Source organism: Streptomyces sp. NPDC000594 (assembly GCF_040299965.1).
GTDB lineage: Bacteria > Actinomycetota > Actinomycetes > Streptomycetales > Streptomycetaceae > Streptomyces.
The window spans coordinates 277,225-299,461 of the sequence record NZ_JBEPCY010000007.1 but is presented as its reverse complement, the minus strand read 5'-3'; the positions used below and the strand labels follow the sequence as shown (position 1 = coordinate 299,461).

The following is a 22,237-nucleotide window of genomic DNA, read 5'->3' as shown; positions in this document are numbered from 1 at the left end:
CACAGGGCGAACACGACGGACGGGGCGGACGGGGCGGACGGGACGGCCAAGGGACACGGGCTGGACCAGGCGGACCGGGCGATGCTGGCGGAGCTGGGCCAGCAGCTTCGGGTGGACGCGGTCCGCGCGGCCGAGGCGGCCGGATCCGGCCACCCCACCTCCTCCATGTCCGCGGCCGACCTCGGCGCGGTCCTGCTCGCCCGCCATCTGCGCTATGACTTCGACCTGCCCGACCATCCCGGCAATGACCGGCTGATCCTCTCCAAGGGTCATGCCTCACCCCTGCTGTACGCCCTCTACCGGGCGGCGGGTGTGATCGACGAGGCGGAGCTGCTCACCTTCCGCCATGACGGCAGCCCGCTGGAAGGGCACCCCACCCCCCGGCTGCCCTGGGTGGACGTCGCCACCGGCTCCCTGGGCCAGGGGCTGCCCGTCGGTGTCGGCATGGCGCTCGCCGGAAAGCGCCTCGACCACCTTCCGTACCGCGTCTGGGTGCTCTGCGGGGACAGCGAGATGGCCGAGGGATCCATCTGGGAGGCCGCCGAGCACGCCGGGTACGAACGGCTCGACAACCTCACCCTGATCGTGGACGTGAACCGCCTCGGCCAGCGCGGCCCCACCCGGGAGGGCTGGGACCTCGACGCCTACGCCGCGCGCTTCGGCGCCTTCGGCTGGTACACCGTCGAGATCGACGGCCATGACATCGCCGCCATCGACGCCGCCTACCGGCGGGCCGCCGCCGCCCACGGCCGGCCCCTGGTGATCCTCGCCCGGACCCACAAGGGCCGGGGGGTCGCCGAGGTGGAGGACAAGGAGGGCTTCCACGGCGTGCCGCTGCCCCATCCCGAGCGGGCCGTCGAGGAACTGGGCGGAGTCCGCTCCCTCCGGGTCAAGGTCGCCCAGCCGCCCGACGCCGTGCTGACCGCGCCCCCCGCCGACGAGGCCGGACCGGTCGAGCCGCCCCGCTACCGGATCGGCGAGCGGGTCGCCACCCGGGACGCCTTCGGGGCCGCGCTCGCCGCCCTCGGCTCGGAACGCCGCGATGTGGTCGCCCTCGACGGCGAGGTCGGCAACTCCACCCGGACCGAGGCGTTCGCACGCGCCCACCCCGACCGCTACTTCGAGGTGTACATCGCCGAACAGCAGCTCGTCGCCGCCGCCGTCGGCATGCGGGCCCGGGGCTATCTCCCCTTCGCCGCGACCTTCGCCGCCTTCCTCACCCGGGCGCACGACTTCATCCGCATGGCCGCCGTCAGCGGCACCGGGATCCAGCTCTGCGGCTCCCACGCGGGGGTCTCCATCGGCGAGGACGGGCCCTCCCAGATGGGCCTGGAGGACCTCGCCATGATGCGCGCCGTGCACGGCTCCACCGTCCTCTACCCCTGTGACGCCAACCAGACCGCACGGCTGGTCCCCAAGATGGCCCGGCTGCCCGGTATCGGCTATCTGCGCACCAGCCGGGGCGCCACCCCCGTCCTGTACGGCCCGGACGAGGACTTCCCGGTGGGCGGCTCCCGGGTGCTGCGGGCGAGCGCGGCGGACCGGATCACCCTCGTCGCGGCCGGGATCACCGTGCACGAGGCGCTGCGCGCCGCCGATCTGCTGGCCGCCGCGTCCATCCCGGTGCGGGTGATCGACCTCTACTCGGTGAAGCCCGTCGACCTGGAGACCCTCCAGGAGGCGGCGGACGCCACCGGGTGTCTGATGACGGTGGAGGACCACCGGCCCGAGGGCGGTCTCGGGGACGCGGTCGCCGCCGCCTTCGCCGACGGCCGCCCGGTGCCGAGGCTGATCCGTCTCGCCGTACGGAACATGCCCTCGTCGGCCACCCCCGCCCAGCAGCTCCAGCATGCGGGCATCGACGCCGAGTCCATCGTGGCCGGGGTGAAACTGCTGGTCGAAGAGGCCGTGGTGGCCTGAAGACCTTTCAGGGCCGTCCGGTCGGCGTGGCCCTGGGTAGGGTTGCCGGATGATCGTCTGGTTGAACGGAACATTCGGCGCCGGTAAAACGACCACCGCGCAGGAGCTGGTCTCCCGTATCAGCGGTTCCAGAGTTCTCGACACGGAGAAGGTCGGCGAGATGCTCTGGCATGTACTGGGGGTCCCCGAGCGGGACTTCCAGGACTTCCGCGCCTGGCGTGGACTGGTGGTGGAGACGGCCCGGCAGGTCCTCGACGAGGTCGGCGGCACCCTGGTCGTCACCCAGACCGTGCTCCGGCGGGAGTACTGGCAGGAGATCCATGCCGGCCTGGCCGCGGCCGGTGTCCCCGTCCACCATGTCCTGCTCCACACCGACCGCGACACCCTGGTGCACCGGATCGAGACCGACACCAAGGAGGAGAGCGCCGGGGCCCGGCAGTGGCGCCTCGACCATCTGGCCGCCTATGAGGAGGCCCTGCCCTGGCTCCGTCAGGAGGCCAGGGTCATCGACACCACCCGGATCCCCCCGGCCCGGGTGGCGGAGATCGTCGCCGACGACATCGCCTGACCGCCGCCCCGGGGGCGGTCGCCGGACGGCTCCGGCTCAGGACGGCCCGGCGGGAACCCTTCCGCCGGGTCGTCGCGCGTGCAGGAACAGCTGCGGCTCGGGAGTCGCCTCGGGGTGGTCCGGGACGAACACATCGCTCTGCCGCCACTCCACGGTCAGCCCGGACTCCTCGATCAGGGCGGTGAACTCCTCCGCCCCGAAGCTGGTCAGCCGCACCGGCTGCCCCATGAAGTCCACCTCCAGGCCCTCGACGTCCAGAGGGATGGTGGCGACCGCCAGATACCCTCCGGGCCGCAGCGCCAGAGCGAGCCGCCGCAGCAGCGCCGCCTGCTCCGTCCGGTCCATCTGGAGGAGGGAGAAGTACACACAGACGGCGTCGAATTCCCCTTCCTCCAGGGGCAGTTCGCGGATGTCCACATGACGGAAGGTCGCACCGGGCACCTGGCGGGTCGCGAGATCCACCATCACCGGGGAGGCGTCGACGCCGAGTACGGTATGGCCCGCCCCGCTCAGCCGTGCGGCGGCCGGCCGGCCCGTCCCGCTGCCCACATCCAGGATCCGGCTGCCGGGCGGCAGTCCGGCCAGCAGCCGGTCCAGCGACGCGTGATGGGCGGGCAGTTCACCGAAGGCCCGCTCGTACTCCGCGCCCAGGGCGTCGAACACGGTCGCGGCGTCGGTACCGTCGCGGCCCCCGCCCTTCCCGCCGACTGTGCCGTTCCCGCCGGCCGTGTCGTCCTGGTGGCCGCTGTGGTCGTCCGTCACGCTGGGTCCCTTCATCCCCCGGTGGGGTGTGTGGTCGATTGCTCAACTGCCCGTGGCGGGTGTCCCCGGTGGGCTCAGTAGTGGGTGATGCCCGCCGCGAGGGTACGGGTCCAGGGCGCGTCCACCGACCCGGCGTCGATGGAGACGATGAGATGGCAGAGCATGCCGACGGCGAAGAACTGCTGCACCTCCGCGTCCGGGGCGCCCGACACCCCCCGTACATACTCGACGGTGCGCGCGTACCCGGCCCGTACGGTCTCCCGGACCGCGGGCTCGGACACGGCGGCGGCCTGGGCGTGCAACTGGACCAGCATCAGGGAGTTGTCGCTGATCAGCTTGGCGTAGTGATCGCCCATCGAGGCGAGGACCGCCGACGGCTCACTGCTCGTGGCCCGTGCCGCGCCCTCCTCCAGCGAGGCGCGCACCCGGACGAAACAGTGCTCCACGACGGCGACGAACAGCGCTTCCTTGGTGGGGAAGAGCCGGTAGACATAGGCCTGTGAGATACCCGCCGCCTTGGCCACCTCGGTGGTGGTGGTGCCGAAGTACCCCTTGGCCGCGAAGGCCCCGATGGCGGTGCGCAGCACGGTCTGCCGTCGCTCCTCGGCGGTGGACAGCCGACGCTGCGTCCTCATGTGAGCAGCCAATCAGCCCTGCGCGGGGAGCGTCAAGGGCGGGCCAGGGGTGCTGTGCCCCGTCCCGGAGCGGCGGTGCCGCTCGCGGGCGAACGGGCCGCCGGGAGTGCCCCGGACGGCCCGTCCGCCGCTGTGGCGCATGCGATGGCTACCAGCTGTGGGCCACGTCCACGATCACCTGGTCGGCGGTCTGGAGCACCCGGAAGGGCAGTTTGGCGCGCAGCCCCAGGGCCACCTGGGTCTGTCCTTCGAAGCTCGCGCCGAACTTGGTGTCCTTGAAGGTCCGGTAGCCGGATATGTTCACCCCGGGCAGGGTCCGGCCGCCGACTCCGGGATAGACCGGCCGTCCGGTGGCCGTGTCGTAACTGGGGGCGTTGACAAAGATCTGGAGAATGGCACCGCCCTTGACGGGGATGTGGTCGCCGGTACCGTCCTGGTGGAAGGCGTCGACATAGCCGACGTGGTAACCGGTCCTGCCGGTGGCCTCGGTGATGTCGAAGACCACCCGGTCGAAGCAGGCGTGCGTACCGGTCCTGATGTTCTTCAGCGGCGCGGCGTCCGAGTCGGCGGCCGATTCGGTTCCGCTTCCCCAGGGGGTGGAACATCCGGCGGCCGGGAGGGGCTTGTCCACCTGGCCGCAGGAGGCCCAGGCCGCTCCCGCCGATCCGACGAGGGTGAGACCCGCGAGGGTGAGTGCGGTGGCCGCTTGTCCTAAGAGTCGCATGACATACCTCCGGAAGACGATGTGGTAAGGCGGATCCGGGACGGCGCGCGGTGAAGCGGCTGCCCCGTCCATGAGTGTCCACCCTTCCTCCATGGGGAATCGACAACATCCGCACAGCTACTCACGTGATGAACTGAGTACCCGCACAGGGTGGGCCGGTCGGGTGTGGGCGGTCAGCCGCTGAACATCGCCATGACCAGGGTGAGGCAGCCGGCGAATCCCGCCGCCCCGAAGACGGTGCCCACCACGGAGTCCCAGAGCCGGCACTCGCCCCGGCGGGCGTAGTGGATGCCCGCCGCTCCGGCGGTGACGGAGAACGCCCCGGCGAGCATGATGAAGGGGAACGGGGCCCATAGCCACACGAGATCTTCCATCAGCAGGGGCAGCCAGGTCGTGCAGAGGGCGAGGGTGCCGAGGACGAGCGCGGTGGGGCCCAGCAGGGTGGCGGGTGTGGCGTCCCGTCCCGGTGCGGTGGATGCGGGCATGGTGAATGCGTCCCCCTTCTGCGAATGTTTTTGAACGGGTTCAAAAACTTCCTCGATGATACCCCCGGGATCGCGTGACGACTGAGCACGGTGGGAGTTGGGTCGCGGTACGGGGCGGGCGGACGATGGCGCCGTCCCCCGTCCACCCTGGAACAGGAGTACGCGTGGCCCATATCGCCCTCGACAACGACCTGCCCGGCATCAGCGGGCTGATGGCGCACCGACCGGACACGGCGGAGCCGCTGGGGCATCTCGCCGATGTGCTGCTGCGGGGCCCCTCCCCGATCAGTCGCGGGGATCGGGAGCTGATCGCCGCCTATGTCTCGCAGCTCAACGCCACACCGTTCTGCGCCGGCTCGCACGGAGCCTTCGCGGCGGCCCAGCTCCCGGGCGGCGAGACCCTGGTCGCCTCGGTCCTCGCCGACCCCGACACCGCGCCGATCACCCCCTTGCTGCGGGCCCTGCTGCGGATCGCCGCCGAGGTGCGGTCCGCGGCGGCGCCGGTGGCGGAGGAGACCCTGGCGGCGGCCCGCGCGGCGGGCGCGGGGGACACCGAGATCCATGACACGGTGCTGATCGCCGCGTCGTTCTGTATGTACAACCGCTATGTCAGCGGTCTGGCGACCACGGTGCCGGAGGTGGACCACTACCGTGCGTCGGCGCTGCGGGTCGTGGCCCATGGCTACCGCCGGGGCGGCGCGGAGGTCTGACCCGCCCCCTGCGGGAATGGGCGGGACGGTCAGGACGGTCGGGACGGTCAGGAATGGAGAAGTCCTGGTCACCGGGGTGCGCCTAGGGTGACGGAAGACGACGGCGCGGCCCGGACCGGTGGAATTTTGTCGGCATAGGCGGAATTGCGATACTTGTTCGCCGCCGCCGGAGCGGGTGCCCGGCCCGACCGACCGTGAGCCGACAGATGGAGACACCATGAGCAAGGCCAGGAAGACGGACACACGGTCGTCCCTGCCGCACGCCGCCGACAGCCATGCGGTGATCCGTGTGCACGGCGCCCGCGAGAACAACCTCAAGGACATCAGCATCGAGATCCCCAAGCGCCGTCTGACGGTGTTCACCGGAGTCTCCGGCTCGGGCAAGAGCTCGCTGGTCTTCGACACGATCGCCGCCGAGTCCCGGCGGCTGATCAACGAGACGTACAGCACCTTCGTCCAGGGTTTCATGCCGACCCCGGCCCGGCCCGAGGTCGATGTGCTGGACGGGCTGACCACCGCGATCATCGTGGACCAGCAGCGTCTGGGCGCCGACCCGCGCTCCACCGTCGGCACCGCCACCGACGCCAACGCGATGCTGCGGATCCTCTTCAGCCGGCTCGGAGCGCCGCACATCGGCCCGCCCGGTGCGTTCGCCTTCAATGTCCCCTCGGTCCGTGCCAGCGGTGCGATCACCGTCGAGCGGGGTGACCGGAAGACCGTGAAGCAGACCTTCTCCCGCACCGGCGGCATGTGTCCGCGCTGCGAGGGCCGGGGCTCGGTCTCCGACATCGATCTCACCCAGCTCTACGACGACACCAAGTCGATCTCCGAGGGCGCGTTCACCATCCCCGGCTGGAAGTCCGACAGCTGGTGGACCGTGCGGCTCTACGCCGAGTCGGGCTTCCTCGACCCGGACAAGCCGATCCGCCGGTTCACCAAGAAGGAGATGCAGGACTTCCTCTACCGGGAGCCGACCAAGGTGAAGGTCGAGGGGGTGAACCTCACCTACGAGGGCCTGATCCCCAAGATCCAGAAGTCGTTCCTCGCCAAGGACCGCGAGGCGATGCAGCCGCATATCCGTGCCTTCGTGGAGCGTGCGGTCACCTTCACCGTCTGCCCCGAGTGCGACGGCACCCGGCTCGGCGAGGCGCCCCGGTCGTCACGGATCCAGGGGATCAACATCGCCGACGCCTGTGCGATGCAGATCAGCGATCTGGCCGAGTGGGTGCGCGGACTCGACGAGCCGTCGGTCGCGCCGCTGCTCACCGCGCTGGGGGAGACCCTGGACTCCTTTGTGGAGATCGGCCTCGGCTATCTGGCGCTCGACCGGCCCTCGGGCACCCTGTCGGGCGGTGAGGCCCAGCGGGTGAAGATGGTCCGCCATCTCGGCTCCAGCCTCACCGATGTCACCTATGTCTTCGACGAGCCCACCACGGGCCTCCACCCGCATGACATCCAGCGGATGAACGATCTCCTCCTGAGGCTGCGGGACAAGGGCAACACCGTCCTGGTCGTGGAGCACAAGCCCGAGGTCATCGCCATCGCCGACCATGTCGTGGACCTCGGTCCCGGGGCCGGTACGGAGGGCGGCACCGTCTGCTTCGAGGGCTCCGTCGACGGACTGCGGGCCGGTGACACCGTCACGGGCCGCCATCTGGACGACCGGGCCGCCGTCAAGGAGACCGTACGGAAGCCCACCGGCGCGCTGGAGATCCGCGGGGCGACCGCCAACAATCTGCGCGAGGTCGATGTCGACATCCCGCTCGGGGTGCTGACCGTGATCACCGGTGTCGCGGGCTCCGGCAAGAGTTCGCTGGTCCACACCTCGGTCCCGGCCGACGAGGGGGTCATCTCCGTCGACCAGAGCCCGATCCGCGGCTCACGGCGGAGCAACCCGGCGACCTACACCGGGCTCCTCGAACCGATCCGCAAGGCGTTCGCCAAGGTCAACGGCGTCAAGCCGGCGCTGTTCAGCGCCAACTCCGAGGGGGCCTGCCCCCAGTGCAACGGTGTCGGTGTGATCTACACCGACCTTGCGGTGATGGCCGGTGTCGCCACCCCCTGCGAGGAGTGCGAGGGGAAGCGCTACCAGGCGTCGGTACTGGAGTACCACCTCGGCGGGCGGGACATCAGCGAGGTGCTGGCGATGTCGGTCGCCGAGGCCGAGGAGTTCTTCGGCTCCGGTGAGGCGCACACCCCGGCCGCCCACCGGATCCTGGTCCGGCTCGCCGATGTCGGCCTGGGCTATCTCACCCTCGGGCAGCCCCTCACCACGCTCTCCGGCGGCGAGCGGCAGCGGCTCAAGCTGGCCACCCATATGGCCGACAAGGGCGGGGTCTATGTGCTGGACGAGCCGACCACCGGTCTGCACCTCGCCGATGTCGAGCAGCTGCTCGGGCTGCTGGACCGGCTGGTCGACTCCGGCAAGTCGGTGATCGTGGTGGAGCACCACCAGGCGGTGATGGCCCACGCCGACTGGATCGTCGACCTCGGTCCCGGCGCCGGTCACGACGGTGGCAGCGTCGTCTTCGAGGGCACCCCCGCCGAGCTGGTCGCCGGCCGCGCCACCCTCACGGGTGAGCACCTCGCGGAGTACGTCGGCGCCTGACCCGTACCGGCCGCAGTACGAGGGCCCGGGCCGCGCGGGGCTCAGGCCGCGCGGGCCGGGGCGGGGACGGCGGCCGGGTGCAGCGCGGCGTACTCCAGCGGGGCGGAGGGGTCGATCGAGACGCTGAGCTGGGCGGGGGCGGCACCCGCGCGGACCAGCAGATCACCGACGGCGGCGATCATGGCGCCATTGTCGGTGCAGAGGGTCAGCGGCGGCACCCGCAGCTCGACCCCGGCGGCGGCGCAGCGCTCCTCGGCCAGGGACCGCACCCGGGAGTTGGCCGCCACACCGCCGACGACCACCAGCGTTCCCACCTCGTACGCACGGCAGGCGGCCAGGGCCTTGCGGGTGAGCACATCGGCGACGGCCTCCTGGAGCGCGGCGGCCCCGTCGGCCACGGGCAGCTCCGCACCGGCGATGCGGTGCTTCTCGGCCCACCGCGCGGCGGCGGTCTTCAGACCGGAGAACGAGAAGGCGTACGGATCGTCCTTCGCGCCGGTCAGCGGGCGCGGGAACGCCACCGCGCACGGATTCCCCGCCCGGGCGGCCCGGTCGATCGCCGGACCGCCCGGATACGGCAGCCCGAAGACCCGGGCCACCTTGTCGAAGCACTCGCCCGCCGCGTCGTCCACCGTGTCACCCAGATGGATGATCGGATCCCGCACCAGATCGCGGACGAGCAGCAGCGAGGTGTGCCCGCCGGAGACGATCAGGACCATGCAGGGATCGGGCAGCGGGCCGTGCTCCAGGGTGTCGGCCGCGACATGCCCGGCCAGGTGGTGCACCCCGTACAGCGGCACCCCGGCGGCGTAGGCGAGGGTCTTCGCCCCCGCCAGCCCCACCTGGAGCGCTCCCGCCAGACCCGGGCCGGTGGTGACGGCGACGGCGTCGAGGTCCGACAGCCGCAGCCCCGCCTGGGACAGGGCCTCCTGGACCACGGGGGTGAAGGAGTGCAGATGGGCCCGGGCGGCGATCTCGGGCACCACGCCGCCGAAGCGCGCGTGCTCGTCCATGCTCGACGCCACGGCATGGGCCAGCAGCCGCCCGTCCGACACGATTCCGGCCCCGGTCTCGTCGCACGACGACTCGATCCCGAGCACGATCCGCCCGTTCGGCATGGCCACTCCCTCGCACTGTTTTCGCTGACACAGTGTAACTGCACATGATGTGCAACAAGAGCCATCCGGACCCGCTCCCGGGCCCGCGCACCGGGGTACCGGCGGCCCCTTCACCGGCTTCGGCACCCGGCCGTCGGGGGGCGTCGGCGGAGCGGGTCAGCCCGCCGCCCGCAGGGGGCCGTCGTCCGGGGAGACCGGTGCGGGGAGGGCCGTGGCGCCGGTCAGCGCGGTGTCCACCGCCGCCGCGGCCGAGCGGCCCTCGGCGATGGCCCAGACCACCAGTGACTGGCCCCGGCCCGCGTCCCCGGCCACGAAGACCCCGTCCGCCCCCGCACCGAAGCGGCGATCCCGGCGGAAGGCGCCCGACGGGTCGACCCCCAGCCCGAGCTGGTCCCGCAGCCCGTCCCCCGGGTCGGGCCCGGAGAACCCCAGCGCCAGCAGGACCAGCTGCGCCGGGAGCACCCGCTCGGTCCCGGGCCGGCCCCGGCGGCGGTCCAGCGGGTCCGCCTCGGCCAGCCGCAGCCCCGCCACCGCGCCCCGGCCGTCGTCCTCGAAGCCGAGGGTAGTGGCCCGGAACATCCGGGGGTCGCTCCCCGTGGTCGCCCTGGCCTCCTCGTGCGCGTGCGACAGCTGATGGAGCCGGACCGCCGAGGGCCAGGGCTGGTCCGGGCCGCGCCGGGTGTCCGGCAGCGGGTTGATGTCCAGCTGGGTGACCGAGGCGGCGCGCTGCCGCAGGGCGGTGCCGAGACAGTCCGACGCCGTGTCGCCGCCGCCCACGACGATCACATCCTTGCCCTCGGCGCTGAGCGGATCGGGACCCAGCCGCAGGGCCGGGTCCGGGGCCCCGCCCCGGTTGCACCGGGTCAGATAGGCCATCGCCTGATGGATCCCGGCCAGATCCCGGCCGGGTACGGGCAGCTCCCGGGGGAGGGTGGCGCCGACCGCGACGATCACCGCGTCATGACCGTCCCGTACCGCCGCCGCGTCGAGGTCCCGGCCCACCGCGAGCGAGGTCAGGAACTCCGTCCCCTCCGCCCGCATCTGCTCCAGCCTGCGGTCGACCCGCTCCTTGGCCAGCTTGAAGTCCGGGATGCCGTAGCGGAGCAGCCCGCCCGGCAGCTCGTCCCGCTCATAGACGGTGACCCGGTACCCCGCCCGGGTCAGCTGCTGGGCGGCCGCCAGACCGGCGGGCCCGGAGCCGATCACCGCGACCCGCAGTCCGTTCCGCCGGGCCGGCGGCAGCGGCCGGACACAGCCCAGCTCCCACGCCCGGTCGGCGATGGCCGCCTCGATGTTCTTGATCGTCACCGGTACGTCGTCCAGCGCCAGCACACAGGAGGGCTCACAGGGCGCCGGGCAGAGCAGCCCGGTGAACTCGGGGAAGTTGTTCGTCGCGTGCAGCCGCTCGGATGCCCGTACCCAGTCGTCCGCGTGGGCGTAGGCGTTCCACTCGGGGATGAGATTGCCCAGCGGACAGCCGCTGTGGCAGAAGGGGACCCCGCAGTCCATGCAGCGCCCCGCCTGCTCCCGTACCAGCGGCAGCAGCGGCCGGTCCCCGCGCGCCGCGCCGGGGCCGGAGAGCGACGGCCCCACCTCGTGCCAGTCGCCCAGCCGCTCCCGGGCCGGGCGGCGGGGGAGGGGACGCCGGGTCGTTCTGAGGAAGGCCTTGGGGTCCATGGCCGCTCCGTCCCTCCCGGGTCCCCGGTCGCCGCCGGGCGGGGGCGGGCGGACGGGAAGACGGGATGTGCGGTTGCCGGGGCGGGACGACCGGGGCCGTCCCGGATTCGGCCCGCCGGGGCCGTCTCTCCACTGTAGGCGCCCGCCATCCCCCGCGCCCACAGCCCGCCAACGCCGCTGACCTGCGGTGACGGTCCCGAAGCAGGGGCAAGGGCACCCCGGTCGCCCCTCGCCGGGCCCCGGGAGGGATGATCCTTGCCCAGTGTCCGGGTCCGGCCGGTGCCGCACCGGGTCACCGCATCCGCCCACGAGGGGAGAGCCGCGCGCCATGACCGTCCACCGCTGTGCCGTACTCGACGACTTCCAGTCCGCCGCGGCCACCGCCGCCGACTGGTCACCCCTGGCCGACCGGGTCGAGGTGGTCTCCTTCCCGCAGCACTTCACGGACGAGGACGAGCTGGCCGCCGCCCTCGCCGACGCCGAGATCGTCGTCACCCTCCGTGAACGGGTCGCCTTCCCGGCCTCCCTCCTCGCACGGCTGCCCCGGCTGAAGCTGCTGATCGCCTCCGGGATGCGCAACTCGGTGATCGACTTCGCCGCGGCGGCCCGCCAGGGGGTCACCGTCTGCGGCACCACCAGCTCGTCCACCCCGCCCGTGGAACTGACCTGGGCCCTGCTGCTCGGGCTGGCCCGGGGGATCGTGGCCGAGTCGACCGCACTGCGCGAGGGCGGGCCCTGGCAGTCCACGGTCGGCGCCGATCTGCACGGCCGGCGGCTCGGTCTGCTGGGCCTCGGGAAGATCGGGGGCCGGGTCGCCCGGGTCGGTCTGGCCTTCGGGATGGAGGTGACCGCCTGGAGCGCCAACCTGACCCAGGAGCGGGCCGACGAGGTCGGCGTGGCGCGGGCCGGCTCGCTGGAGGAGCTGATGGGGACGAGTGACTTCGTCTCCGTCCATCTGGCCCTCGGCGAGCGCACCCGGGGCCTGGTGGGCGCCCGGGAGCTGGCGCTGATGCGGCGTACCGCCTATCTGGTCAACACCTCCCGGGCCGCGATCGTGGACCAGGACGCCCTGCTCGCCGCGTTGCACAGCGGCGCCATCGCGGGGGCGGGTGTCGATGTGTTCGACATCGAGCCGCTGCCGGCCGGCCATCCGATGCGGACCGCGCCGCGACTGCTGGCGACGCCGCACCTCGGCTATGTGTCGCGGGCCAACTACGCGACGTACTACGGGCAGGCGGTCGAGAACATCCAGGCGTACCTGGCGGGTGCCCCGGTACGGCTGCTGGGCTGAGACCGGCGCCCCGGACCGGGTGTCAGGGGGCGGGGTTGTCCGGGAGGGCGGCCACGGTCTCCGTGCGCCGCCGCCACAGCCACAGACCCGTGGCGGTGGCGACCAGGATCGCGCACCCGGTGAAGATCAGGCCCGCGTCCCGCAGATCCAGCGCCATGGCCAGCGCCCCCACCCCGATGACCGGCACGGCGATGCCCAGATAGGCGACGACGAAGAACGAGGAGACGGTGGCGGCCCGGTGGGCGGCGGGCGCCGCCGCGCCGACGGCGGTCAGTCCCGCGCGGAAGGCGAGCCCCTGCCCGAGCCCGCCGCACACCCCGCCGCCGATCAGCAGCGCCAGCGACGCCATCCACAACGAGGCGCCGACCAGCAGCAGTCCGGCCACCAGCACCAGACAGCCCAGGGGCAGGGCGGTGCCCGCCGGGACCCGGTCCGTCAGCGCCTGCCCGAGGGTGGAGGCGAGGAACACGGCGAATACGACCAGTCCACAGACCGCCAGATTCCGCTCGCCCAGGGTCTCCACGAGAAAGCTCGGCGCGACGGCGGTGAACAGCCCCATCAGCGAGAAGCCGGCGAACGCGGCGACGGCGGCCGGTACGAAGACGCCCCGCACCTCCGGCGGGACCGAGAGCCCCAGGGGGACCGGGCGCGTCCAGGGCCGGGGCTCCGGCACCGTCTCGGGCAGCAGGAGCACCACCGCGCAGGCGGCGCCCAGCAGGACGAGATGGACGACGAAGGGCAGGATCAGCGGCGCGGGCGCGTACTCGGCCAGAAAACCGGCGAGCAGCGGCCCGCAGCCGAGCCCGCCCATATTGGCCGCGGTCGCCGCGAACCCGGCCCGGGAGCGCTGCCCGGGGGCCGCCAGCTCCAGCACGGTGACCGTGCCCGCCCCGCTCAGCAGGCCCGCCGAGAAACCGGAGAACACCCGGCCCGCGTAGAGCTGCGGCAGCCCGCTCTCCAGCAGGAAGCAGACGGCACTGGCCGCGCCGAACAGCAGGGCGGCGAGCAGGACCGGGCGCCGGCCCGCGCGGTCGGAGTGGTCGCCCAGCAGCAGCAGGGTGAGGATGACCCCCGCCGCGTAACTGGCGAAGACCAGGGTCACGGTCAGCTCGGAGAAGCCCAGTTCCGCGCGGTAGAGGCCGTAGAGCGGGGTGGGCAGGGTGGTGCCCGCCATGCCGACGGCGAAGACCGCCGCCGCGGAGCCGTAGCCCAGCCGGTGGCGGGGGGCCGTCCGGCGGCGCGGGGAGGTGCGATGGCGCGGGGAGGTCCGGGAAGTGGCGCGGTCCTTCGTCATACCGGTCACCTCGGTCCGTCGCACCGATCACGCCCATCACGCCCATGACGCGCATCACGCCGGGGGATGTCCCCGTCCCTCCCGGGGACGCACCCGCCTCTGAGGAAGTCTGCGCCCTTCCCGGCGGAACGGCCTGCCGTGGGTCCCGGCGGCCCGACCGGAACCGGCCATCCTCCGGGGCCCGTCCGCCCGCCGGAAGGTGATTGCGACATTGATCGACATTCCCTACAGTACCAAGGCAAGCCTTACCTAAGCGCTTGCGCCCCTGCGGTGCACCGACTCCACGACGCCATCCCGGAACCCGGGCGTGCGAGGACCGGCACCTGATCCATCCGGACCAGTGGAGTTCTGACACCTATGCGTTCACACCCTCTGCGGCTGCTCACGGTCGCCGCCGCCCTCGCGACCCTCGCCGCCTGCGGCGGCCCCTCCTCCACCGGGGACGACGACAGGAAGAAGGACGGCGGCGGCAAGGACACCGCCGCCTCCGGCACCTTCCCGCTCACGATCAAGCACGCCCTCGGGACGGCGACCATCTCCGAGAAGCCGACGCGTGTCGCCACGGTGAACTGGGCCAACCACGAGGTGCCGCTCGCCCTCGGCGTGGTCCCCGTGGGCATGGCCAAGGCGGACTTCGGCGACGACGACGGCGACGGGGTACTGCCCTGGGTGGAGAAGGAACTGGAGAAGCTGGGCGCGAAGACCCCGGTCCTCTTCGACGAGAACGACGGCATCGACTTTGAGGCCGTCGCCGACACCGACCCCGATGTCATCCTCGCCTCGTACTCGGGGCTGACCGAGCGGGACTACGAGACCCTCAGTGAGATAGCCCCCGTGGTCGCCTACCCCGACGCCCCGTGGGCGACCCCGTGGCGGGAGATCGTCCGTTCCAACAGCAAGGCCATCGGCCTCGCCGCCGAGGGCGAGAAGCTGGTCAAGGACCTGGAGGGCCGGATCGCCCGGACCGCCGCCAAGTACCCCCAGCTCAAGGGGAAGTCCGCGATGTTCCTCTCGCACATCGACGCCGGGGACGTCAGCAAGGTCGGCTTCTACACCGCGAACGACACCCGGACGCTCTTCTTCGAGGACCTCGGGATGCGGATCCCCGACAGCCTCGCCGGGGTGTCGAAGGGGACGAAGAAGTTCGCGCTCACCCGCAGCGCCGAACAGATCGACATCTTCGACGACGTGGACATCATCACCGGCTACGGCGACGAGAAGGGCGAGCTGGCCACGGCGCTCCGCAAGGACCCGCTGGTCTCCAAGATGCCCGCGATCGAACGCGACTCGATGTATCTGCTGCCCGGCAGCACCCCGCTCGCGACGGCGGCCAACCCGACCCCGCTGTCGATCGACTGGGTCCTGGACGACTATGCCGCCGCGCTCGCCAAGGCCGCCGACAAGGTCACCGGCAAGGCCACGGCCAAGTCGGGCGACAAGTCCGGCGACAAGTCCGGGGACAAGGGAGCGTGACCGCGGCCACCGCCCGATCCGCACCGGACGCCGCCACGGTACGGCGGCGTCCGGCCCGGACCCGGTGGCTGTGGCTCCTCGCGACCCTGCTGGTGCTGGCCGCGCTGATGACGGCCTCCGTCGCTGTCGGCTCCCGGGCGGTCGGCTGGGCCGATGTCTGGGCCGGACTCGGCGGCGCGGACACCACCCTCGAACAGGCCGCCGTCGCCCGGCGCGTCCCCCGTACCGTCCTCGCGGTGCTGATCGGCGCCGCGCTCGGCCTCTCGGGCGCCGTCATGCAGGGCGTGACCCGCAACCCACTGGCCGACCCCGGGGTCCTCGGGATCAATATGGGCGCCTCGCTCGCCGTGGTCATCGCCGTCGCGTACGCCGGACTCACCTCCGCCACCGGCCGGATCTGGGTCGCCATGACGGGCGCGGCGCTCTCGGCCCTCTTCGTGTACGGGGTCGGCTCCCTCGGCCGGGGCGGCGCCACCCCGCTGAAGCTGGCCCTCGCCGGGGCCGCCACCTCGGCCGCCCTCGCCTCCCTCGTCACCGCCGTGGTGCTGCCCCGCAATGACATCGCGGGCGGCTTCCGGCTCTGGCAGATCGGCGGAGTGGGCGGCGCCACCTTCGACCGCACGGCCCAGGTCCTCCCCTTCCTCGCGGTCGGCTGCGCCCTCAGTCTGGTGTCGGCCAAGGCGCTGAACTCGCTGGCGCTCGGCGACGAACTCGCCGCCGGGCTCGGCGAACGGGTCGCCGTCGCCCGGGGCCTGGCCGCCCTCGGCTCCGTCGTGCTCTGCGGCGCCGCGACCGCCATCGCCGGACCGATCGGCTTCGTCGGCCTGGTCGTCCCCCACGCCTGCCGGCTGCTCATCGGCGTGGACCACCGCTGGCTGCTGCCCTTCGCCATGCTGCTGGGCGCGGTGCTGCTCACCGCCGCCGATGTCCTCGGCCGGATCGTCGCCCCGCCCGCGGAGATCGATGTGGGTGTCGTGACGGCCCTCATCGGCGCCCCGTTCTTCATCTGGATCGTCCGCAGGCAGAAGGTGCGTGCCCTGTGAGTCCCCTCACCGTCCGACCCGCCGCCGTCGAGGCGGTCGCCCGTGGCCGGACCCGCCGGGCGCTGCGCCGCCGCGCGGTCGCCCTGCTGCTCGCCGTCCTGGTGGTGGCCGCTTTCACCGTGACCCTGATGGCGGGGCGGACGGTCTATCCGCTCGGCGAGGTGATCCGGGTCGTCCTCGGCGAGGAGGTGCCGGGCGCCACCTTCACGGTCGGCCGGCTGCGGCTGCCCCGGGCCGTGCTCGCGGTGGTGGCCGGCTTCAGCTTCGGCATGGCCGGGGTCACCTTCCAGACGATGCTCCGCAACCCGCTCGCCAGCCCCGATGTCATCGGCATCAGCTCGGGCGCGAGCGCCGGGGCGGCCATCGCCATCGTCCTCTTCTCCCTCGGCGGGACCCAGGTGTCGGTGATCGCCGTGGTGTCCGCCCTCGCCGTGGCGCTCCTCGTCCACACCCTGGCCTTCAAGGACGGTCTGGCCGGCACCCGGCTGGTGCTCATCGGTATCGGGATCGCGGCCATGCTCGACAGTGTGGTCGCCTATGTGCTGTCCCAGGCCGCCGAGTGGGACCTCCAGGAGGCGATGCGCTGGCTGACCGGCAGCCTCAACGGCACCACCTGGACGCAGACCGGGCCCGCCGCCGCGGCCCTCGCCGTGTTCGGCCCCGTCCTGCTGGCGCAGGCGCGGAACCTGTCCGCGCTGCGGCTCGGCGACGACACCGCCGCCGCCCTCGGGGTACGCGTCGAGCGCACCCGCCTGCTGGTGATCCTCGCCGCCGTCGGTCTGATCGCCTTCGCCACCGCGGCGGCCGGGCCGATCGCCTTCGTCGCCTTTCTCTCCGGGCCCATCGCCGCGCGGATCACCGGTCCGGGCGGCTCCCCGCTCGTCCCCGCCGGACTCGTCGGCGCCCTGCTGGTCCTGGTCGCCGACTTCACCGGGCAGTTCGCCTTCGACACCCGGCTCCCGGTCGGCGTCGTCACCGGGGTGCTCGGCGCGCCCTATCTCATCTATCTGATCGTCCGCACCAACCGGGCGGGGGGCTCCCTGTGACCGGGGCCCGCTCCCGCCGGCCGGGAGGCCCCCAGTGACCAGCTACCCCTTCCGCCGGGCGGGAGGCTCCCCATGACCACCGACCACACCCTGGCCGCCGAACACCTCACCCTCGGCTACGGGGACCGCACCGTCGTGCGCTCCCTGGACCTGGCCGTGCCACCCGGCCGGATCACGGCCATCGTCGGCGCCAACGCCTGCGGGAAGTCCACCCTGCTGCGCTCCATGTCCCGGCTGCTGACCCCCCGGGAGGGCCGGGTCCTCCTCGACGGCCGGCGGATCCACCGGCTGCCCGCCCGGGAACTCGCCCGTACCCTCGGGCTGCTGCCCCAGTCGCCGGTCGCCCCCGAGGGGATCACCGTCGCCGATCTCGTCGGCCGGGGGCGCCATCCCCACCAGGGCATGTTCTCGCGGTGGCGCGCCGAGGACGACGCGGCCGTGGCGGCGGCCCTGGAGGCGACCGACACCACCGCGCTCGCCGACCGCAGTGTGGACGAGCTGTCCGGGGGCCAGCGCCAGCGGGTCTGGATAGCGATGGCCCTGGCCCAGCGGACCGACATCCTGCTGCTGGACGAGCCGACCACCTTCCTGGACGCGAGCCACCAGATCGAGGTGCTGGATCTGCTGACGGATCTGAACCGGGACCGGGGCACCACCGTCGTGATGGTCCTGCACGACCTCAATCTCGCCGCCCGGTACGCCGACCATCTCGTCGCCCTCGCGGCGGGCCGGCTGCACACCGCCGGGACCCCGTCCGAGGTCCTCACCGAGGAGATGGTCCGCGCGGTCTTCGGGCTGGAGAGCCGGGTCATCGAGGACCCCCTCTCCGGGCGGCCCCTGATGCTCCCCATCGGCCGGCACGGCATCCGGCCGGACCCTGCGGCACCGTCCGGAGCGGGTGGGGGGAGCCTGGAAGGCAAGCGGATGGGGTGATACCGGAGAGACATGCTCTTTTCGGACGGAATGCGGTCCGATTCTTTCGTCACCCCAAATTCTGCTTATGATTTCGAGCGTGTTCGACTCCCGGCAGATCAAGACCTTTCATGAAGTCGTCAGATCCGGGTCCTACTCCGCGGCCGCCCGCACCCTGGGATACACCCAGCCCGCGGTCAGCCAGCAGATGAAGGCACTCGAACGGGATGTCGGCACCCCGTTGTTCACCCGCGTCGGCCGCAGGATGCGCCTCACCGAAGCGGGACTCGCCCTCGCCCGCCACTCCGGGACCATCCTGGAGTCCGTCGACGCCGCCCGGCGGCAGATCGACGCCCTCACCCGGCTGCGCTCCGGGCGGGTACGCGTCTGCGCCTTCCCCAGCGCCGCCGCCACCCTGATACCCGAGACCATGGCCCGGCTCCACACCGACCACCCCGGAGTCCGCGTCGAACTGCTGGAGGGCGAACCCCCCGAGTCGCTGCGGCTGCTCACCCGGGGCGAGTGCGACATCACCCTCGCCTTCAGCTACCCCGGCCTCGCCGTCGAGACCCCGCAGGAGGTCGAGGAGATACGGCTGCTGGAGGACAGGGTCACCGTCCTGCTGCCCACCGGCCACCCGCTCGCCCGCCGCCGCGCCGTGCACCTCGGCGACCTCTCCCGGGAACGCTGGATCGCCGGCTGCCCCCGCTGCCGCGCCCACTTCCTGCACACCTGCGCCGAGGCCGGATTCACCCCCGACATCGCCTTCGCCTCCGACGACAACCTCGTGGTCCAGTCCATGGTCGCGGCCGGTATCGGCATCGCGATGATGCCCGCCCTGGTCCTCTCCTTCCTCTGCCATCGCAAGATCACCGGACGGCTGCTGGAACCCCATGCCTTCCGGCGGGTCTCCGCCTATGTCCTCCGGGACCACCAGCGCATCCCCGCCACCGGACTGGTCCTGGACGAGCTGCGCCGGGTCGCCGCCAACCGCGTCGGCTGCTGACCCCGCCCCCGCCCCGCCCCCTCCGCACATCCCGCCGCACGCCCCGCCGGGTCGCCGCCGACCACCGTACCCACCGGCCCCCGCACCCCCCATCCATAAGCGTTCATGGGGGCAACGGCAACAAACCCTCGCTGGACGTGATGGATCCACGGGCGCAGCCTGCGGTCATGACGACCTCCGCCGCTCCCGGCCTCCTCACCCCCGAGGCCACCCCGGCATCCCGGCTGGCCCGCCTGGTCGACGCCCTGCGCGCCGACGTCCGGCTCGGTCTCGCACCCGAGCCCACGGCCCGGCTCGTCGCCCGCACCCTCGGCCCCTACCTCGGCACCCCGGGGCTGCTCACCCCCGCCCAGCGCGAGGGCGACCCCGAGGGCTACCGCCAGCATGTGCTGCACGCCGAGGCCGACGGCAGCTTCTCGCTGGTCGCCCTCGTCTGGCTGCCCGGCCAGCACACCCCCGTCCACGACCATGTCTCCTGGTGCGTCACCGGAGTCCATGAGGGTACGGAGAGCGAACGCCGCTATGTCCTGGTGCCGGACGGGCGCGCCGCCCGGCTCGTCGCCGTCGAGGACGTCGTCAACCCCCAGGGCACCGTGGCCGCCTTCGCCCCGCCCGGCGACATCCATCTGGTCCGCAACGACGGACCGGGACCCGCCGTCTCCTTCCATGTCTACGGCGCCGACATCTCCCGGCTCGGCAGCAGCATCCGCCGGGTCTACGACCTCCCGGCCGACCGCTGATGGCCCTCCTCGGCACCCGTACCGCGGCGGCCGCACCCCGTACCCACGCCGCCGAAACGCGTACGAAGCCCGGCGGCTCCCGTACCGTCCCCACCGGACCCCGGCGGGGACGGATACCCCCGGCCCTCTCCGCCACGGCACCGGGACTCGCCCTCGCCGCCGCCGCGACCATCGCCGCCTGGCTGGTGCACCGGGCCGTACCCGCCGTGCCCCTGCTCACCGCCGCCGTCCTGCTCGGCGTCGCCGTCGCGCATCTGCCACGGCTGCGGCCCCGGCTCACCGGTCCGTACCGCCCCGGACTGGCCCTCGCCTCCCGGCGGCTGATGCGCGTCGGCATCGTCCTGCTCGGCCTCAAGGTCGGCATGGGCGATCTGCTGGGACTCGGCTGGGCCACCGTCGCCATGGTGGCCGGTGTGGTCACCGCGACCCTGCTGGGCACCTGGTGGCTCGGCCGCCGCCTGGGGCTCCCCGCGGACCAGCCGCTGCTCATCGCCACCGGCTACGCCATCTGCGGCGCCTCCGCCATCGGGGCGGTCGCCGCCGTCCGCGACAGCGACGAGGAGGACATCGCCCCCTCCATCGCCCTGGTCACCCTCTGCGGCACCCTCGCCATCGTCGTCCTGCCCCTGCTCCACCACCCCCTGGGCCTGAGCGACGCCGAGTTCGGCCGCTGGGTCGGCGCCTCCGTCCACGATGTCGGCCAGGTCGTCGCCGCGGCGGGCACCGCGGGCGGACCGGCCCTCACCGACGCCGTCGTCGTCAAGCTGCTGCGGGTCATGGCGCTGGCCCCGCTGGTCGCGCTGCTCGCCCTGGCCGTCCGCCGCCGTCTCGCCGCCACCCCCGCCACCCCCGGCAACGGTGCGGGCTCCCGCGCCGCGCGCCCGCCGCTGCTGCCGCTCTTTGTCGCCGGGTTCCTCGCCATGGTCGCGCTGCGCAGCACCGGGGTGGTCCCCGCGGGGGTGCTGGAGGGTGCCGCCACCGTCCAGGAGATCCTGCTCGCCGCCGCCCTCTTCGCCCTCGGCAGCGCCGTCCATCTGCCCTCCCTCAGCCGTACCGGTGTCCGGGTCGCGGGTCTGGGCCTGGCCGCCTGGGTACTGATCGCCGCGATCTCCTACGGCGGGGTCCTGCTCACCACCTGACCCGCCGGCACCTCTTCCGGGACGGGGCGGGGCCCGGAAGAGGTGCCGGGCGGTCACCCGAGGCGCCAGCCGGGGTCCGTGGGCCCGGCGGGCTCGGGCGCGGTCCAGGTGACCACCGGTGCCAGCGCCTCCTCGACGGCGGCCAGGGCGTCGTCCGCCAGCCGTATCTCCGCCGCGCGGGCGTTGTCGGTGATCTGCTCCGGCCGGGACGCCCCGATCACCGCCGCCGACACCCCGGGGCGGTGCAGTACCCAGGCGAGGGCGAGCTGGGCGGTGGTCAGCCCCAGCTCCGCGGCGATCGGCCGCAGCCGTCCCACCCGGTCCAGTACCTCGTCGGTGAGCCAGCCCGCCAGCAGTGCGGACCCGTCGTTCTCCGCGGTGGCCCGGGATCCCTCGGGCCACCGCCCCGCCGCTGCCGCGTACTTGCCCGTCAGGACCCCCTGGGCCAGCGGTGACCAGGCGATCTGCCCCACCCCCAGCTCCGCGCAGGCGGGTATCACCTCGCTCTCCGGCACCCGCCACAGGGCCGAGTACTGCGTCTGGTGGGCCACCAGCGGGATCCGCAGCTCCCGTGCGAGCGCATGGCCCCGCGCGATCTGGTCGGCGGTCCACTCGGAGACCCCGATGTAGTGGGCCCTGCCCGTGTGCACCACATCGGCCAGCGCCTCCATGGTCTCCTCCAGCGGGGTGGAGGGGTCGAAGCGGTGGGCCTGGTAGACATCCACGTACGCCATGCCCAGCCGGCGCAGGGAGCCGTCGATGGACTCCTGGATGTGCTTGCGGGAGAGCCCGAGGTCATTGCGGCCGGGGCCGGTGGGGGCGAAGACCTTGGTCAGGATCTCCAGCCCCTCCCGGCGTACGCCCCTCAGCGCCCGGCCCAGGGACTCCTCCCCCCGGGTGTCCGCGTAGACGTCGGCGGTGTCGAAGGTGGTGATGCCCGCGTCGAGCGCGGCCCGGACGCAGGCCGCGTCCGTCTTCTCGTCCCGCGCGGAGGGCCCGGTGAGCCAGTTCCCGTAGGCCAGCCGGCTGACGATCAGCCCACTGTGCCCCAGATGACGGAATTCCATGGGGTCGGCGTTCCCTTCC

General features: G+C 72.9%; 20 protein-coding genes. 12 read left to right on the top strand and 8 right to left on the bottom strand.

All coding sequences use genetic code 11. The features are described from left to right. Nucleotides 1–81 precede the first annotated feature (81 nt). Together ABT354_RS14005 and ABT354_RS14000 are read left to right on the top strand one after the other, a co-directional pair. Nucleotides 82–1,920, top strand: coding sequence for a transketolase (locus ABT354_RS14005; RefSeq protein ID WP_502983409.1), 1,839 nt, complete (start codon nucleotides 82–84; stop codon nucleotides 1,918–1,920). 49 nt (nucleotides 1,921–1,969) lie between these two features. After that, nucleotides 1,970–2,488, top strand: coding sequence for a P-loop nucleotide/nucleoside kinase family protein (locus ABT354_RS14000; RefSeq protein ID WP_351493115.1), 519 nt, complete (start codon nucleotides 1,970–1,972; stop codon nucleotides 2,486–2,488). Nucleotides 2,489–2,524: 36 nt separating this feature from the next. Here the strand turns inward: ABT354_RS14000 and ABT354_RS13995 are convergent, their stop codons facing one another. From ABT354_RS13995 to ABT354_RS13980, 4 genes are all read right to left on the bottom strand, one after another. After that, nucleotides 2,525–3,151 (bottom strand): methyltransferase domain-containing protein, encoded by a 627-nt coding sequence (locus ABT354_RS13995; RefSeq protein ID WP_351493185.1) that lies wholly within the window; start codon nucleotides 3,149–3,151, stop codon nucleotides 2,525–2,527. 173 nt (nucleotides 3,152–3,324) lie between these two features. After that, the gene (locus ABT354_RS13990; protein ID WP_351493113.1) at nucleotides 3,325–3,885 is read right to left on the bottom strand and encodes a TetR/AcrR family transcriptional regulator; all 561 of its coding nucleotides are present in this window, start codon (nucleotides 3,883–3,885) and stop codon (nucleotides 3,325–3,327) included. 148 nt (nucleotides 3,886–4,033) lie between these two features. Beyond that, nucleotides 4,034–4,609 (bottom strand): AMIN-like domain-containing (lipo)protein, encoded by a 576-nt coding sequence (locus tag ABT354_RS13985; protein WP_351493111.1) that lies wholly within the window; start codon nucleotides 4,607–4,609, stop codon nucleotides 4,034–4,036. Between the two features lie 173 nt (nucleotides 4,610–4,782). Next, nucleotides 4,783–5,094 (bottom strand): hypothetical protein, encoded by a 312-nt coding sequence (locus ABT354_RS13980; RefSeq protein ID WP_351493108.1) that lies wholly within the window; start codon nucleotides 5,092–5,094, stop codon nucleotides 4,783–4,785. Between the two features lie 164 nt (nucleotides 5,095–5,258). Between ABT354_RS13980 and ABT354_RS13975 the strand changes: the two genes are divergently transcribed. Together ABT354_RS13975 and ABT354_RS13970 are read left to right on the top strand one after the other, a co-directional pair. Beyond that, nucleotides 5,259–5,804 carry a carboxymuconolactone decarboxylase family protein gene (locus ABT354_RS13975; RefSeq protein ID WP_351493106.1) on the top strand — a complete coding sequence of 182 codons (546 nt, stop codon included), beginning with the start codon at nucleotides 5,259–5,261 and terminating at the stop codon, nucleotides 5,802–5,804. A 217-nt stretch (nucleotides 5,805–6,021) separates the two neighbouring features. Further along, nucleotides 6,022–8,412, top strand: a complete 2,391-nt coding sequence (locus ABT354_RS13970) for an ATP-binding cassette domain-containing protein (protein ID WP_351493104.1) — start codon at nucleotides 6,022–6,024, stop codon at nucleotides 8,410–8,412. 41 nt (nucleotides 8,413–8,453) lie between these two features. Here ABT354_RS13970 and tsaD read toward each other — a convergent pair whose 3' ends face one another. After that, nucleotides 8,454–9,530, bottom strand: a complete 1,077-nt coding sequence (gene tsaD / locus ABT354_RS13965; RefSeq protein WP_351493102.1) for a tRNA (adenosine(37)-N6)-threonylcarbamoyltransferase complex transferase subunit TsaD — start codon at nucleotides 9,528–9,530, stop codon at nucleotides 8,454–8,456. A 156-nt stretch (nucleotides 9,531–9,686) separates the two neighbouring features. After that, a complete protein-coding gene (locus ABT354_RS13960; RefSeq protein WP_351493100.1) occupies nucleotides 9,687–11,207 on the bottom strand; it encodes a glutamate synthase subunit beta in 1,521 nt (506 codons plus the stop codon). A 328-nt stretch (nucleotides 11,208–11,535) separates the two neighbouring features. On the opposite strand from ABT354_RS13960, the gene ABT354_RS13955 reads away from it, so the two are divergent. Then, on the top strand, nucleotides 11,536–12,498 hold the full coding sequence (locus ABT354_RS13955; protein ID WP_351493098.1) for a D-2-hydroxyacid dehydrogenase family protein: 963 nt from the start codon (nucleotides 11,536–11,538) through the stop codon (nucleotides 12,496–12,498). 22 nt (nucleotides 12,499–12,520) lie between these two features. On the opposite strand, the gene ABT354_RS13950 is transcribed toward ABT354_RS13955, so the two are convergent. Next, nucleotides 12,521–13,792, bottom strand: a complete 1,272-nt coding sequence (locus tag ABT354_RS13950) for an MFS transporter (RefSeq protein ID WP_351493096.1) — start codon at nucleotides 13,790–13,792, stop codon at nucleotides 12,521–12,523. Nucleotides 13,793–14,149: 357 nt separating this feature from the next. Here ABT354_RS13950 and ABT354_RS13945 point away from each other — a divergent pair, with 357 nt between their 5' ends. From ABT354_RS13945 to ABT354_RS13915, 7 genes are all read left to right on the top strand, one after another. Then, a complete protein-coding gene (locus tag ABT354_RS13945) occupies nucleotides 14,150–15,265 on the top strand; it encodes an iron-siderophore ABC transporter substrate-binding protein (protein ID WP_351493094.1) in 1,116 nt (371 codons plus the stop codon). Beyond that, entirely contained in the window at nucleotides 15,262–16,308 is a 1,047-nt protein-coding gene (locus tag ABT354_RS13940; protein ID WP_351493092.1) for a FecCD family ABC transporter permease, read from the top strand. Before ABT354_RS13945 ends, ABT354_RS13940 begins: the two co-directional genes overlap by 4 nt. Continuing rightward, nucleotides 16,305–17,354: a FecCD family ABC transporter permease gene (locus ABT354_RS13935; protein ID WP_351493089.1), complete on the top strand. Its 1,050-nt coding sequence runs from the start codon at nucleotides 16,305–16,307 to the stop codon at nucleotides 17,352–17,354. The genes ABT354_RS13940 and ABT354_RS13935 overlap by 4 nt, the downstream gene beginning before the upstream one ends. 72 nt (nucleotides 17,355–17,426) lie before the next feature. Further along, on the top strand, nucleotides 17,427–18,287 hold the full coding sequence (locus tag ABT354_RS13930) for an ABC transporter ATP-binding protein (protein ID WP_351493087.1): 861 nt from the start codon (nucleotides 17,427–17,429) through the stop codon (nucleotides 18,285–18,287). A gap of 79 nt (nucleotides 18,288–18,366) precedes the next feature. After that, nucleotides 18,367–19,272, top strand: a complete 906-nt coding sequence (locus ABT354_RS13925; protein ID WP_351493085.1) for a LysR family transcriptional regulator — start codon at nucleotides 18,367–18,369, stop codon at nucleotides 19,270–19,272. Between the two features lie 167 nt (nucleotides 19,273–19,439). Further along, complete coding sequence (locus ABT354_RS13920; RefSeq protein ID WP_351493083.1) at nucleotides 19,440–20,012, top strand: cysteine dioxygenase family protein; 573 nt, start codon at nucleotides 19,440–19,442, stop codon at nucleotides 20,010–20,012. After that, entirely contained in the window at nucleotides 20,012–21,151 is a 1,140-nt protein-coding gene (locus ABT354_RS13915) for a YeiH family protein (RefSeq protein WP_351493081.1), read from the top strand. Before ABT354_RS13920 ends, ABT354_RS13915 begins: the two co-directional genes overlap by 1 nt. Before the next feature lie 53 nt (nucleotides 21,152–21,204). On the opposite strand, the gene ABT354_RS13910 is transcribed toward ABT354_RS13915, so the two are convergent. Further along, nucleotides 21,205–22,218, bottom strand: coding sequence for an aldo/keto reductase family protein (locus ABT354_RS13910; protein ID WP_351493079.1), 1,014 nt, complete (start codon nucleotides 22,216–22,218; stop codon nucleotides 21,205–21,207). Between the last annotated feature and the right edge of the window lie 19 nt (nucleotides 22,219–22,237).

Bases quoted from the DNA above. Each gene is read 5' to 3' on its own strand.
- ABT354_RS14005 (WP_502983409.1), top strand. From the start codon at position 82: ATGCTGGCGGAGCTGGGCCAGCAGCTTCGGGTGGACGCGGTCCGCGCG.
- ABT354_RS13915 (WP_351493081.1), top strand. From the start codon at position 20,012: ATGGCCCTCCTCGGCACCCGTACCGCGGCGGCCGCACCCCGTACCCAC.
- ABT354_RS13920 (WP_351493083.1), top strand. From the start codon at position 19,440: ATGACGACCTCCGCCGCTCCCGGCCTCCTCACCCCCGAGGCCACCCCG.
- ABT354_RS13990 (WP_351493113.1), bottom strand. From the start codon at position 3,885: ATGAGGACGCAGCGTCGGCTGTCCACCGCCGAGGAGCGACGGCAGACC.
- ABT354_RS13950 (WP_351493096.1), bottom strand. From the start codon at position 13,792: ATGACGAAGGACCGCGCCACTTCCCGGACCTCCCCGCGCCATCGCACC.
- ABT354_RS13910 (WP_351493079.1), bottom strand. From the start codon at position 22,218: ATGGAATTCCGTCATCTGGGGCACAGTGGGCTGATCGTCAGCCGGCTG.
- ABT354_RS13930 (WP_351493087.1), top strand. From the start codon at position 17,427: ATGACCACCGACCACACCCTGGCCGCCGAACACCTCACCCTCGGCTAC.
- ABT354_RS13980 (WP_351493108.1), bottom strand. From the start codon at position 5,094: ATGCCCGCATCCACCGCACCGGGACGGGACGCCACACCCGCCACCCTG.
- tsaD (WP_351493102.1), bottom strand. From the start codon at position 9,530: ATGCCGAACGGGCGGATCGTGCTCGGGATCGAGTCGTCGTGCGACGAG.
- ABT354_RS13955 (WP_351493098.1), top strand. From the start codon at position 11,536: ATGACCGTCCACCGCTGTGCCGTACTCGACGACTTCCAGTCCGCCGCG.
- ABT354_RS13960 (WP_351493100.1), bottom strand. From the start codon at position 11,207: ATGGACCCCAAGGCCTTCCTCAGAACGACCCGGCGTCCCCTCCCCCGC.
- ABT354_RS13970 (WP_351493104.1), top strand. From the start codon at position 6,022: ATGAGCAAGGCCAGGAAGACGGACACACGGTCGTCCCTGCCGCACGCC.
- ABT354_RS13985 (WP_351493111.1), bottom strand. From the start codon at position 4,609: ATGCGACTCTTAGGACAAGCGGCCACCGCACTCACCCTCGCGGGTCTC.
- ABT354_RS14000 (WP_351493115.1), top strand. From the start codon at position 1,970: ATGATCGTCTGGTTGAACGGAACATTCGGCGCCGGTAAAACGACCACC.
- ABT354_RS13945 (WP_351493094.1), top strand. From the start codon at position 14,150: ATGCGTTCACACCCTCTGCGGCTGCTCACGGTCGCCGCCGCCCTCGCG.